21 protein-coding genes are annotated in these 12,217 nt (G+C 36.6%); 8 read left to right on the forward strand and 13 right to left on the reverse strand.

Annotated elements, in window-relative coordinates; genetic code table 11:
- Positions 1 to 34: 34 nt before the first annotated feature.
- From ACFSW4_RS02815 to ACFSW4_RS02840, 6 genes are all read right to left on the reverse strand, one after another.
- Positions 35 to 1,303 carry a YjiH family protein gene (locus ACFSW4_RS02815; RefSeq protein WP_377327566.1) on the reverse strand — a complete coding sequence of 423 codons (1,269 nt, stop codon included), beginning with the start codon at positions 1,301 to 1,303 and terminating at the stop codon, positions 35 to 37.
- Positions 1,304 to 1,467: 164 nt separating this feature from the next.
- Positions 1,468 to 1,932, reverse strand: coding sequence for a DUF2269 family protein (locus tag ACFSW4_RS02820; protein WP_377327325.1), 465 nt, complete (start codon positions 1,930 to 1,932; stop codon positions 1,468 to 1,470).
- Between the two features lie 207 nt (positions 1,933 to 2,139).
- Positions 2,140 to 2,448: a hypothetical protein gene (locus ACFSW4_RS02825; RefSeq protein WP_054752242.1), complete on the reverse strand. Its 309-nt coding sequence runs from the start codon at positions 2,446 to 2,448 to the stop codon at positions 2,140 to 2,142.
- 11 nt (positions 2,449 to 2,459) lie between these two features.
- Complete coding sequence (locus tag ACFSW4_RS02830; RefSeq protein WP_377327327.1) at positions 2,460 to 3,194, reverse strand: alpha/beta hydrolase; 735 nt, start codon at positions 3,192 to 3,194, stop codon at positions 2,460 to 2,462.
- 6 nt (positions 3,195 to 3,200) lie between these two features.
- Positions 3,201 to 3,764, reverse strand: coding sequence for a flavin reductase family protein (locus ACFSW4_RS02835; protein ID WP_054752240.1), 564 nt, complete (start codon positions 3,762 to 3,764; stop codon positions 3,201 to 3,203).
- Between the two features lie 72 nt (positions 3,765 to 3,836).
- Positions 3,837 to 4,562 carry an EcsC family protein gene (locus ACFSW4_RS02840; RefSeq protein ID WP_377327329.1) on the reverse strand — a complete coding sequence of 242 codons (726 nt, stop codon included), beginning with the start codon at positions 4,560 to 4,562 and terminating at the stop codon, positions 3,837 to 3,839.
- A 98-nt stretch (positions 4,563 to 4,660) separates the two neighbouring features.
- On the opposite strand from ACFSW4_RS02840, the gene ACFSW4_RS02845 reads away from it, so the two are divergent.
- Positions 4,661 to 5,050, forward strand: coding sequence for a VOC family protein (locus ACFSW4_RS02845; RefSeq protein WP_377327331.1), 390 nt, complete (start codon positions 4,661 to 4,663; stop codon positions 5,048 to 5,050).
- A 22-nt stretch (positions 5,051 to 5,072) separates the two neighbouring features.
- Here ACFSW4_RS02845 and ACFSW4_RS02850 read toward each other — a convergent pair whose 3' ends face one another.
- A complete protein-coding gene (locus ACFSW4_RS02850; protein ID WP_377327333.1) occupies positions 5,073 to 5,456 on the reverse strand; it encodes a VOC family protein in 384 nt (127 codons plus the stop codon).
- A gap of 128 nt (positions 5,457 to 5,584) precedes the next feature.
- Here ACFSW4_RS02850 and ACFSW4_RS02855 point away from each other — a divergent pair, with 128 nt between their 5' ends.
- Complete coding sequence (locus tag ACFSW4_RS02855; RefSeq protein WP_054752233.1) at positions 5,585 to 5,794, forward strand: hypothetical protein; 210 nt, start codon at positions 5,585 to 5,587, stop codon at positions 5,792 to 5,794.
- Here the strand turns inward: ACFSW4_RS02855 and ACFSW4_RS02860 are convergent.
- Both ACFSW4_RS02860 and ACFSW4_RS02865 read right to left on the reverse strand, forming a co-directional pair.
- Complete coding sequence (locus ACFSW4_RS02860; protein ID WP_377327568.1) at positions 5,791 to 6,195, reverse strand: PH domain-containing protein; 405 nt, start codon at positions 6,193 to 6,195, stop codon at positions 5,791 to 5,793. The genes ACFSW4_RS02855 and ACFSW4_RS02860 overlap by 4 nt on opposite strands.
- On the reverse strand, positions 6,195 to 6,491 hold the full coding sequence (locus tag ACFSW4_RS02865) for a TIGR04104 family putative zinc finger protein (protein WP_377327335.1): 297 nt from the start codon (positions 6,489 to 6,491) through the stop codon (positions 6,195 to 6,197). Before ACFSW4_RS02865 ends, ACFSW4_RS02860 begins: the two co-directional genes overlap by 1 nt.
- Before the next feature lie 133 nt (positions 6,492 to 6,624).
- Between ACFSW4_RS02865 and ACFSW4_RS02870 the strand changes: the two genes are divergently transcribed.
- The 3 genes from ACFSW4_RS02870 to ACFSW4_RS02880 all read left to right on the forward strand — a co-directional run bounded on the left by ACFSW4_RS02870 (position 6,625) and on the right by ACFSW4_RS02880 (position 8,107).
- Positions 6,625 to 7,260, forward strand: a complete 636-nt coding sequence (locus tag ACFSW4_RS02870; protein WP_377327337.1) for a YczE/YyaS/YitT family protein — start codon at positions 6,625 to 6,627, stop codon at positions 7,258 to 7,260.
- An 85-nt stretch (positions 7,261 to 7,345) separates the two neighbouring features.
- On the forward strand, positions 7,346 to 7,852 hold the full coding sequence (locus ACFSW4_RS02875; protein ID WP_054752227.1) for a GNAT family N-acetyltransferase: 507 nt from the start codon (positions 7,346 to 7,348) through the stop codon (positions 7,850 to 7,852).
- Between the two features lie 51 nt (positions 7,853 to 7,903).
- A complete protein-coding gene (locus tag ACFSW4_RS02880; protein WP_054752225.1) occupies positions 7,904 to 8,107 on the forward strand; it encodes a hypothetical protein in 204 nt (67 codons plus the stop codon).
- 46 nt (positions 8,108 to 8,153) lie between these two features.
- Here the strand turns inward: ACFSW4_RS02880 and ACFSW4_RS02885 are convergent, their stop codons facing one another.
- Positions 8,154 to 8,693 carry a hypothetical protein gene (locus tag ACFSW4_RS02885; RefSeq protein WP_054752223.1) on the reverse strand — a complete coding sequence of 180 codons (540 nt, stop codon included), beginning with the start codon at positions 8,691 to 8,693 and terminating at the stop codon, positions 8,154 to 8,156.
- Between the two features lie 62 nt (positions 8,694 to 8,755).
- Complete coding sequence (locus ACFSW4_RS02890) at positions 8,756 to 8,980, reverse strand: hypothetical protein (protein ID WP_054752221.1); 225 nt, start codon at positions 8,978 to 8,980, stop codon at positions 8,756 to 8,758.
- Between the two features lie 175 nt (positions 8,981 to 9,155).
- Between ACFSW4_RS02890 and ACFSW4_RS02895 the strand changes: the two genes are divergently transcribed.
- Positions 9,156 to 10,070, forward strand: coding sequence for a thermonuclease family protein (locus ACFSW4_RS02895; protein WP_377327340.1), 915 nt, complete (start codon positions 9,156 to 9,158; stop codon positions 10,068 to 10,070).
- Positions 10,071 to 10,108: 38 nt separating this feature from the next.
- Here ACFSW4_RS02895 and ACFSW4_RS02900 read toward each other — a convergent pair whose 3' ends face one another.
- Together ACFSW4_RS02900 and ACFSW4_RS02905 are read right to left on the reverse strand one after the other, a co-directional pair.
- Entirely contained in the window at positions 10,109 to 10,873 is a 765-nt protein-coding gene (locus ACFSW4_RS02900) for an aminoglycoside adenylyltransferase domain-containing protein (protein ID WP_377327342.1), read from the reverse strand.
- A gap of 9 nt (positions 10,874 to 10,882) precedes the next feature.
- On the reverse strand, positions 10,883 to 11,386 hold the full coding sequence (locus tag ACFSW4_RS02905; protein ID WP_377327344.1) for a GNAT family N-acetyltransferase: 504 nt from the start codon (positions 11,384 to 11,386) through the stop codon (positions 10,883 to 10,885).
- A gap of 142 nt (positions 11,387 to 11,528) precedes the next feature.
- On the opposite strand from ACFSW4_RS02905, the gene ACFSW4_RS02910 reads away from it, so the two are divergent.
- Positions 11,529 to 11,828 carry a hypothetical protein gene (locus ACFSW4_RS02910; RefSeq protein ID WP_054752212.1) on the forward strand — a complete coding sequence of 100 codons (300 nt, stop codon included), beginning with the start codon at positions 11,529 to 11,531 and terminating at the stop codon, positions 11,826 to 11,828.
- Positions 11,829 to 11,843: 15 nt separating this feature from the next.
- Positions 11,844 to 12,095 carry a hypothetical protein gene (locus ACFSW4_RS02915; protein WP_054752209.1) on the forward strand — a complete coding sequence of 84 codons (252 nt, stop codon included), beginning with the start codon at positions 11,844 to 11,846 and terminating at the stop codon, positions 12,093 to 12,095.
- Positions 12,096 to 12,217 lie beyond the last annotated feature (122 nt).

Consider the following 12,217-nt stretch of genomic DNA (forward strand, 5'->3'; position numbering starts at 1 on the left):
CCGCTTGACCTTAGTCAAGCGGGTTTAGCTATGTTTAAAATAACATATGAGCAATTAATATAATAATTGGTAATGTGATCAGTGTTCGTAATAAGAAAATGATTACTAATCTCCAGAAATTCACAGGCACTTTTGAAGCAAGAAGTACGCCCCCAACTTCAGATAAATAGACAAGCTGAGTGACACTTAATGCAGCGATGATGAAGCGGGTCATCTCACTAGTTACATCTGTGATCATGAGCGCTGGTAAAAACATATCCGTAAATCCAACTAAAATAGTTTCGGCTGCTGCTTGCGCTTCAGGAATCTGCAAGAATTCTAAAATAGGAACAAATGGTGCCCCTATCCAAGTGAAAAACAATGTTTCCTCAGCTACTATTAGACCAAGTGTACCAATCGCCATAACAACTGGTAAAACTCCAAACCACATATCCATTGCATTTTTAGTACCTTCTTTAAGGAAACCACTTACACCTGGTGACTTTTCAGCTCGTTCAACGGCTTGTTTATAGCCCCAAGTAAAAGAATTGTAACCTTCAGGAATCGATTCATCGAAACCTTTCTCATCAGTGTAATACGTATCCGGAATCTTCGATAATGGCGGGATACGCGGCATGATAATCGCAGCAACTAAACCAGCTGCTAAGATGGTTAAATACATGGGTAAAAACATGTGCATTAATTCAACTTGTTCCACCACAACAATCGTAAACGTAATGGAAACGACAGAGAAGGTTGTACCGATGACGGCCGCTTCACGCTTAGTATAATAACCTTCTTCGTATTGACGGCTCGTTAATAGAACCCCGATTGTTCCGTCACCTAACCATGAAGCTAAATTATCAACAGTTGAGCGTCCTGGTAAAGTAAATATAGGGCGCATGATTTTCTTAAATAAAGAACCAATGAACTCTAATAAACCGTAGTTTAATAATAATGGTAATAAGAATGATGCAATTAAGAAGACGGCAACTAGAGAGGGCATTAAGTCGCCTAGAATCATGCCTCCTGTTGCACCTGAGTAAACTTGTTCTAAACCAATTTCATATGCTGCAAAAATGATAAAAATCATCCCAGCCATTCTTACGATTGTCCAAAACCAAGATACATTAAAGACTGAACCTAAAAAGGAGTCTTCTGAAAACTTGGTTGGTAGTAATTTTGCCACAATCGACATAATGGCTGAAATAGACACGATGATCACAGCTACTAGAGTAATAGAATCACCTAGTGCGTTCTTAAATAAATCAGCTAGTATGGCAACAGGAATTGTCGTTTCGTCTTTATACTGAATTGGAACCATAAAGAAAAATAAACCAATGAATGATAATATAATAAACTTTAGCTTTGCCAAAAGTTAAACCTCCTATATTTATAAATATACAATAAGTTGAATTGACAATACGTACCTTATCATGATTGAGAACACAAATAAAGGGCTACTCAAAAATTTTAGTGAGTAATTTTTTACAATACTGCTGGTTTCAAAATCATAAGGACAAAGATGAGAACTCCCATAGATGACGCAATCCAAAACCACTGGTTAGCACGATTAAATATACTTTGATACTCTTTTGGAAGCGCATCCAATTTTGTACGGTTTGGATCTGATAAATAGGTTCTTAGTTTTCTTGTATACCTCCCAATAAATCCGATCATAAGTACTTGAATAAGAATATATAAAACTAATGAACCAAGTAGCCATAATTGCGTAATTTCTCCCCAATCACCTACAAAATATAAGATGATTCCAGTGATAACGGCTAATGAACCACCGATTTTAGGGAAGAACTCAAGCTTTTTAAATGTTTTAAGTGATATGCTTAACTCCGCGACACTTTGTTCTTTTTTAAATAAAACATGAGCAAAAAACGTCGGTCCCACTCCAATAATTGCTGACAGTACGTGAATTAACACTAATACTTTATACATGTTCGTCCTCCTCTTGTCGTTTATGACAGTGTTCCCCATTAGATTATATGGGTGTGTGGAGGCTAACATGCTATATATAATTTATCATACCTTCAATTAAAATTGATGATTTTTCTGAAAAATATTGATATGAACCTAATGCTGTTGATTAAGGCACTAGTTTAACCAATTTGTCGTTAATGCTAGATAACAGTTAATGAAATAGAATTAACTTTTGGAATAACCAATGACGGCAATAACTAAGCATGCCATACTTAAGGCCCAGAATAGTCCGGCCAGACCTATTTGTAATGAAATGTTTTCAGAAGACATAGGATGGTTTGGATCCATTTTTATAGCATTAATGGCATAAAGAATGGCTACAGATAGGACAGCTAAGTGAATTAAAGTAAATAAGTATCCGATGTGATGAGACTTCTTAAACCACCAAAATAAAGCTGTCACTAATGCTGTCACTCCTATGACGACAATAAATCCAATAGTTAATAAAGATATAACCTCTTGTTCTAAAGCCATTAGTATGCCTCCTATACTGAACTTATAAATTGTTCAACATCGTTAAATACAGCTTCTCGCTCAGGCCCTACCGTGATAATATGTCCTGATGCTTCATACCATTTTAGTTCTTTGTGGTTTGTTTGTACCTGATCATAAATTTCTTTGGCACTTTGAAGGTACATCGATTCGTCTTTAAGACCTTGCAGCACACAAGTAGGGACGTTAATGGATACCAGCTTCCCCTTTACCTCAATAATGAACTGCTGAAGGTCAGTGAGAAACGGTTTGGGTTTTTGCTTAAATTGGTTAAGTTCCTTTTCAATAAGCTCAGATGATTTTCCTTCAATCCTTTTAAAGTTGTACGCATAATCATAAATTCTTTGTGAAAGATCCCCAATGCTTTTAGCATGCATGGGTGCACTCATGGTGATCACAGCTTTAACGGGTAGCTCTAATGCCATCTTTAAGGCAAATACACCACCCATGGAAACGCCAGCTACAATGATGGATTCATAGCCTTGCGCCATAAGAGTTTGATAACCGTCCAGTGCATCTTGCCACCACTGAACAGGGCCTGTCTGTGTTAGTTCATCAGGTCCAACTCCATGACCTCGGTAAAGTGGTGCGTGAACGGTGTATCCCATTTTATGTAAGTGGCGACCAAGCTTCCTGACATCAGCTGTCGTTCCTGTAAAGCCATGCAGTAGAAGAACAGCTTGATTGCCAGCTTCATAGGTAAAAGACTTTGGTGCAACAAACTTCATATTGAATTACTCCTTCTGAACTCTATGATTCTCAAACCGGCTATTCTCTTCAACACTAGTATATAACGACCTACCTAGATAAAGCGGAATAGATAGATTCTCAAAGTTAGGTAAGCCATTATCTAAGAATTTAGCCTTGTCCATATGGAACTGAACGATGTCTCCTACAAACCAGTCATGATCACCGTAACTGTTACAGTCAATCGTCTTGCATTCATAAGCTACATAGGCATCATCTAAAATAGGGTTTCCGGTATGAGGGCCAGGATTATATGACATATAACCCTTTTTAAATTTATTTAAATCAGCGCCCGAGAGTGTTCCGACTTCTTGAATGAACTTAGCTTTTTCTAAGGGTAAAAAGTTAATCGCAAAGGTTCCTTCATTTTTTACAAGTTGGTAGGTATGACGTTCAGGGCCAATTGCGACTCCGTAAATCGGAGGTGTAAACGAGATGTATGAATGCCACCCAGCTGCCATCACATTGTCTTCACCATTATGTGATACCGTCACGATGGCGACCATTCCTGGGTAGCAGTGCATGATTTTGTGGGCAATTGCTTTAAGCATGAAAAAATCCTCCTGTGTGATCTTATTGGTTATTATGTTATCACAAAGGAGTTTTTTTGATTTGTTTTATGGTTAATAGTCTTTAGGCTTTTCCTTCAGTAGTCTTAATCTATAGGCATTCATAGCGGTTTCGCCTAAGTGATCAAGTAAATTGTAGTTGGCATAAGCACCTACAAAGGCCCCAAGACCTGGTATAAGCTGAAGCATTTTGACAAAATCAATATAATCCCGATACTCCTGCTGGAAAACATGCCAATCCATATCGGCTAAACGCTCTTTATGTTGATCCCAATGTTCAATGATTTCGAAGGTCTCACGCCTCATGTCATCATTCGAGAAGGCTAGCTGAAACACATGTAATATGAATAGTCGTTCTTCATACTGCCTTGTGTCGAACCCATAGACTGAAGCGGCATCAAACAAGAATTTCATTTTTACTTGTAAGAGTAAAGGGAAGTCTGCTAAGCCAAGTAAGATTCCTCCAGCACCTGTCCCGGCCCCTTCAGCTGCAGCTGTTTTTTTGTAATTAGATAGTTTCTCTTTTAAAAGTCGGTCTTTTTCACGTAACGATAAATGATGGTATTGATCTTTTTTAGTCGTTATATTTGAACCTATTAACGTGGCTTTTACCATGCCCTTTATGCCTTCTGTAATAACTTTGTGTGCTCGATCTGGAATCATGCTGTTGAATTTGTTCTGTGCCTTTTTCGTTAAGCCTTTAACGAAGCCAGATTTCTTTAGTAGCTTACTCCGCCAAGATTGTATTTCATCGTAAACATACAGTTCATATTCATTCATTTGCATCACCTATTAATAGTTTACCAAATCTTATTAAAGTAAATTCTTAAAGGAAAAAATTTAATTAAGTGGAAGTTCTAGAAACAGGGAGGGATTAGATGATTTTTGAATTAACCATGCAATTAAGAGTTCCTGAGTTTGATCAAGGGCTTAAGTTTTACGAGAGGATTTTCGGCAGGAAACCAGACTTTGTTCCACACGAAGGATTTGCGGAGTGGGAGGTTGTTCCCGGTGCTTGGCTTCAAATCGGAGAAGGCGAACCTACTGATAATAGACCCATTCGATTTGGCGTACAAGATCTTGAACAAGCTAAGTCTGATATAATGGCAAAATTTCCTATTTCAGATTTTGAAGTATTCTCAAGAGAAGAAGTTCCAGTAAAGTGGGGGACATTTGAAGACCCATGGGGTAATAAAATAGGTTTCTTTGAGTATTTAGATCAGGAAGAAGAAAAATCAAGAATCCAAGAAATACTAAGCAAACATTAAAAAGTAGAGAGTCATAGGCTCTCTACTTAGTGATTGGCTGCATTTCGATAATATTTAGTGCATGTCCATCTGGATCATAAACGTCAAATAAAACGTGGTGATTGTATTCAGATGTCCAGTTTTCAACTTCGGTTACATTAAAATCAGAATCTATTAATGCTGTGTGCATGGCAATGGCATCATCCGTAACTAAGTTGAAAACAGGTTCTTTAAGGACTTGTACCTCATCTTGTTCAATTAATGTTAAGAAAAGGTTTTGTTCCGTTGTTTTTAAATTAGCCTCAGGTGTCCCGTCCCATTCTTCAGTAAATGCAACTTCCATTCCTAAGAAATTCGTATAAAACTCCAGTGATTTCTCTAAGTTTGTCACTCTTAAGAATACACCGCCAACTTTTCTAATCGACATGTTCACTCACCTCTCTCCTCACTAATACTATTCGTCATATTAAGACAAATCCCTTTTAAAGTAGTTATTCAAACAGTAAATTTAGTATAATAGAATCAAATAAACTAAATCGTGTGGAGGGGTGCACCATGTTATTAAGTATTAATTGGTATGATTGGATTACACCTACAAACCCTACAGCAGCCGTTGTAATTGGAATCACGTTCTCAATTCTTATTGCGTTCATGGTTTGGTATGAGTCACGTGAGTGGAAAGTCTTTTTTGCATTCGCAGGAATCGGAGTTGGTGTTTCACTTATTGCGACTGGTATTCTTGATGTCGTTGGGTTTTTCAATTAATAATCTTTAACTAGAATGTTAGAATTCTTAACTAATAACGTATTGATAAACGTTTCTTGATCTTTTGGTGAAATAATGGCGACTCTGAAGTCATGAGCATATGAAATGGCAAGGCGATCAATGGACAATGCAGGAGCTGACCAAGGTGAGCGAGTTTTGTTGATTTTACGTATACTAGATATATCTACGGTTCGTTTAAAAGGGCCGTAATGGATGTAAAGAGTTTGCCCGTCAATTCGATATCCGGTTGTAAACCACAGCCATAATAATGCTACTGCTAAAATTATTGAGAAGATCAAGCCCTCTGTTGAATTAGTGCGAATAGCTTCAAAAATGGTTACCAAAGGCAGTCCGAAAAAAATCACTCCTAACCACCAGTCTCGCTTTGAAGGGAAATACATTACCACATAAGCTCCTCTTTATTAGATAGTTTCATAAAAAATGGAATGACGGCAAGGTATGAAAGACTTGCTAATAGAATGATGACTATGGTGATCGTCCAAGAATCAAACAAGCTGACAATCGGTAAGGCTAATAAAGGTGCCATTCCAACTAGGCTAGTACGTTTCTGTGAATCCGATGTTTGATACTGTGTGACTCCACAATATGGGCATTTCATTCCTTTTTTAAATTGAAACATCGCTTTCTGACTATCTTTCCAGCTCCATTGTTTTTGACAGTTTTGACAAGTAGGCATTCAATCACTCCTAGTTCAATCTAACTTTCATTATATCACGTTTTTCCAATAAATTTCAGTTTGAAAATCTGTACCTAAGCAGACGAATATGTTAATATAAGCTAGTTGAAATTTAACTTAAAAGGTGACGATCATGAAGGAACTTTCTTATTCTATATTATTTTATCTATTTGGTATGTTAATGCTATCATTCGGAGTTACGATGCTAATTAAATCAGGACTCGGCACAGGTGCTTGGGATGCCCTATTTTATGCTTTGTACGACTTGATTGGACTAACAGTGGGTTCTTGGATTTTTATTGTCGGTATCGCGCTTATGATTATTAATAGTTTTCTGTTAAAAGCTAGAATTGATTACGCAGCTGTCATTACAATTTTCTTAATTGGTGTATTCATCGATTTCTGGCTGTTAATTGTCTTTCCTAACTTTACTATTTCATCAGCTATTATGAGCTATGTTCTTTTAGCAATCGGCATTACGGCAATGGGTAGCGGAATCGGTATGTATTTACAATTCAATTTTGCTAAAAATCCAATAGACAATTTGATGATTGCAGTACACAAACGAACTGGGCTAAGTTTAGCTATGTCCAAATCTTCATTAGAGATTTTAATTATGATTATAGCCTTTATTCTTGGTGGACCGATTGGTATTGGAACCATTATAATCGCATTTGGCATTGGACCGTTTGTTCAATTTTTCTTTAAACGTTTTCAAAAATTAAAGACTTTATTAATCAATGGTAAGCAAGCAGCTCCTCAGACCTAAGACGCGATGTTAGTCGCGTTTTTTCTTTTGTAAATAAATGTGATAAAATCGAGAAAATTATCATTTTACTGAAAGGATTTAAATCATGATTAGACAAGCAAGAATCCACGATGTAGAGGCCATTCAAACTATTTATAATGAAGCAATATTAAAAACGACAGCTGTCTACGATTATGAACCCTATACATATGAAAATCGTAAAGAGTGGTATCTTGAAAAGATTGAAGCAGGGTACCCTGTTTTAGTTTACGAAGAGAACAACCAAGTCATCGGGTTCGCGACCTATGGACCTTTCCGTCCGCGCCCAGCATATCAGTACACCGTTGAGCATTCAGTTTATGTTAGTAAGAAGAGTTCTGGCAAGGGAACTGGTTCAGCATTACTTAGGAAGATCATTGAACTAGCAGAAGCGAATGAATATAAAATGATGATTGGTGTCATTGATGCGGCTAATAATGGTAGCATCAAACTTCATGAAAAGTTGGGGTTCGAACATGCAGGAACCATTAAAAATGCTGGTTATAAATTCGGTAAATGGCTTGATTTAGCGTTTTATCAGAAAGAACTATCTGGGCCAGGGCGCCTTGCTTAAAAGTCCTAAAGGTTCAAGGTGGTTCATATCCATATTTTAAGGGGGGATTGGATGGATCACTATTGGGTAGATGAAGAAGTGTCCATTGGTAAATGGGTCTTTATTTTAATTCTTGTGGCAATTCCAATTGTTAATATTATTACGTTACTTGTGTTAGCTATGGGTAAACATAATGAAAGCCTGAAGAATTTTGCGAAAGCCTCATTAATTTTAGCAGTGATTGGAATTATACTTGGGTTATTGTTTTCTTTTTAAAATTCAATTATCCCCATAATAAATGCATAGGGTCGTCCCTATGCATTTATTTCATTTGGTAAATTTGGCAGTAACATAATCCGATTAACATGAGGGTGCGAACCGGGTCATCAGGTATGGTTATGTAAAATCCTTCACCCCCTACATTGGGCTCATCACCATAAACAACTAAAGAGCGTTTCCGTATTGAATATTGAAGGTCCTTCTCTAAATCTTCAACGACAAAATCAATTCCACTAGATGCTCCAGTCATTTTTAGAATTAGCTCGCCTTTTGTGTTCATAAAGTTAATATTTTTGTAGGTCCAGCCAGTCTGAACATCACCGAGATGCTCTTTGTCTTCATTGAATATGTGGAAATTTTTTGGCCGGATTCCAGATGGTTTACGAATATATCCTATAATCTCTTCATCATGATTTACAATTTCTAAGTCAACCGCAACTCCAGTTGGGTAATTGGCTAAATGGTATAAAACGTTTTGTATGTAATGCGGACTTCCTTTTCGCTTGCGAAATCTGCCAATTTCCTGGTCATTAGCTAAAATTTTATTCGCATAGATAAAAATTTCTTTGTACTTCGATAGCAATTGAGCACCTCCCTTTAAACCATATTATACCAAATAAAAACACCACCTATCTGAAGGTGGTGTTACTTACAATGAATAGAGCACTCAAATTGATCGTATTCTTCTTTTAACCGCTTCATAGCAATCTCTGCATTTCGAAAGCGAATCCAACCTCCATCTCTCTTAAGTCTCCCAACACCTTTGTAAGGAGTCTCGCAAATTCGATTTGTGTAGGTGCACTCTCTGTGTAACACATATCGTTTAGTCGGCAGATCAATGTTCACCCAGACAGGATGATGACCAAACATAGCTCAGCTCCTTTGTCATTTAGTATTTATAGTTTATGTGACTAAAATGGTAAAATATGCATGCTTAAGCTAGATTATGACGCATGTTATACTAAGGAATGACATATTAGTTTCATAGAGAATATGAGCTAATATGTTTTTTTATTTTATTACATAAATTTTGGGGGATATATAGATGTTTGTTAATAAAAAATGGTTCTTACCCATATTGTTAATGGTGTTGATTACAGCTTGCAGTCCAGAATCGACTGAACCAGAAGCTGAAGATACTAGCTCGTCTCAAGAAGAAACTGATGAGACAGCAATAGAAGAAGATCAAGAAACAAAGGAAGACAATCAAGAATCTAAGCAGGAAGAAACTGAAGTTCAAGAAGAGGATCAGAATCAAGAGAAAAGTCAGAAAGCCGAGCAAGAATCGAATTCTAAAAATCAACAAAAAGGAGATTCAGCTACAGTAACAAGAGTAGTTGATGGTGATACACTAGAAGTTCAGATGAACGGTCAAAAGGAGGATGTCAGGTTATTACTCGTTGATACGCCTGAGACTAAGCACCCTTCTAAACCCGTTGAACCTTTTGGGCCTGAAGCTTCTGAATTTGTGAAGGATAAACTGAGCGGAGAAGAAGTGCGAATCGTCCCTGGTGTTGAGAAGTATGATAAATATGACCGGTTACTTGCGTACGTTTTCATAAATGGAGAAACCATTCAAGAGAAGCTTCTTAAAAATGGTCTAGCTCGAACGGCTTATCTGTATAATGACTTAACCATGCTAGATGAGTTCCACGAAGCACAAGCGACAGCACAGGAGAAAGATATCGGGGTCTGGTCAATTGAAGGATATGCACATGCCGACCATGACCATGGATATCACTATGAAGAAAACGAAACATCGTCCAATGACAGTACTGATGAAGAGTCGTCTACCGATAATTCAGGTCATGATCACTATTCTCATATGAGTGAAGATCATGATTGTGGTGATTTTAACTCAGCAGAAGAGGCTACTGAATTTATGAATAAATCAATCCAACAAGGATATGGGAATCATCGACTAGATGGTGATGGTGACGGTGTAGCTTGTGAAGGATAGGTAAAACCTTGAGCCAAATTATGAGCTCAAGGTTTTTATTATCTTAATTGATTGACTAGACCAGTTATAAAATCTCTAAAACTAATAAGATCCTTATCGTTTAATTGCTTATCAATATGATTAATAGTTTGTGCATATCTTTTTGGGAATGCTTTTATTCCCCAGTTCATAGCTTCTTGCTTTGAAGAAATTTTCCCTTCTTTCAGATACCAATAAACTCTAATCAAATTGGGCACACAATAATCAGGTTCAACTAAAATTTGATTCAAACAATCATGGTAATCTAACATAATAGAGGAAATATAATCAGCTTTAGGAACTTGAGGGAAAACTTCACTAATTGGCTTACCTTCTAAACAAATGCCTCTATGATTTAATATGGTTATATGAGCGGCTAAATCAGCATCTGTTTTGGGATCGTTATTTAGGAAATCTTGAGTGTTATTTTTTAGATCTTGCTCATATTTCTCCCGCCAATATTCACTATAATGAAAGTCAAATGGACATGGATGAGTCCATTCATTTACTTGGTATGAATTTAAAAAACTTATTTCAATGGGAAACGGTGAATTTGATCTGTTTAAGAATAATTCAGCCAGTTCTCTTTGGTGTTCTATTGATAAAACGTCTTTTGTAATGACAATTAAATCTATATCACTTCTGTTTGGTTCAAATCCTCCCATCGCTATCGACCCGTGTAAATAAATACCTACTATGTTAGGGACAATGTTATTCATTTCTTGATTCAATGAAAATACCCATTCTCTTATATCTTTTGGACAAGTGCTCCAATTATATGTCATAGCAAACTCCTATTTCTTATATGCTACTTGAGCGATTTGTTGTTCACCATTTTTCTCGAAGACTTTATATGTTTCCATACCGATTTTTTCAGCGACTTTTTGTGACGGAACATTATTTAAGGTTGTATAAGAATAAACTCTATCATAGCCTAGTTTATTAAATGCATATTGTTTACATGCCAGAGCTGCTTCTGAAGCATAACCTTTATTCCAGTAGTCCTTATGAATGTGATAACCAATTTCAGGTACTGTTTCACCGTCGATTTCCTGCATGGTAATGCCACAGTCACCGACTAATTGATCACTATTCTTAAGTGCAACCCCCCACAACCCGTGTCCGTGATGATGGTAAGACTCCATATTCCATTGAATCCAGCCTTTAACTTTTTCTTTTGAAAAAGGTTGTGGGTAATATTGCATGGTTTCAGAATCCATTAATATTTCTGATAGATCATCTAGATCTTCTATGCTCAATTCTCTTAAATATAGACGTTTAGTTTCAATCATGTTCACGTTAAATCTCCTAACTCTGGTGATTATACTCAAATTCTATCACAATTTCGTTTCATGCTTATTATTCCTTTTGGTTTTACTTTGTTTCGGTTAGAATAAAGTTATTAGGGAGAAAATGGATGATGTATAAGCGAGTGATAAAATGAGTGAAAAGGAACGAGGAATTTTGAGTCGTATCCCAGAAGATGAACGTCATGTCTATCAAAGTATGACTCAATTAAAATCGGAAGATAAACATTTACTTTGGGAGCTTATCAAAGATACAAACAAAGAAAATGTCACTCTCTATACAGGGGATTTAGAAAAGCTTCACGAATTACTAAATAAACAGCTCATACATATTAATACCGCTTATAAAACAAGAGATAAAAAAGTCAGCCTCTTTGTTCTAAACCGTGCCCCTTACTTAATACGTTTATTAAAAAGAGAGTATTTGGACTAGTCAGGAGGAACGTTAATGGAAAGTTTAATCCCGCTCGTCTTAGGTTTCATCTTAAACCTCATCATCTACAAGATGTCTACCATCCTGAATGAAAATCAAAAGCGCTCAGTCATCATTTCCTTAATTTATGGGACAAGCACAGTCATAATTGGATTACTACTCTCACTTGAAACATTATATGAGGTCGGGTTAGGAATGCTTGTTGCAACAGTTTTTCTATTAGCCTTTGCGTTTGGGAAAAAGAAGGCAAAAGAAGCGGGGAGTTAGTTAATCACGTATTACACCGTTGAATCCATCTTAATGAATTTAAGGTGGATTTTATATTAACTCTCTTTTAGTTAGTTTTATGGAGGCATTCTATTCTAAAATAGTTGAATACCCTTCCAAGG

This window comes from Piscibacillus salipiscarius (assembly GCF_042685285.1).
Taxonomy (GTDB): Bacteria; Bacillota; Bacilli; order Bacillales; family Alkalibacillaceae; genus Piscibacillus; species Piscibacillus salipiscarius.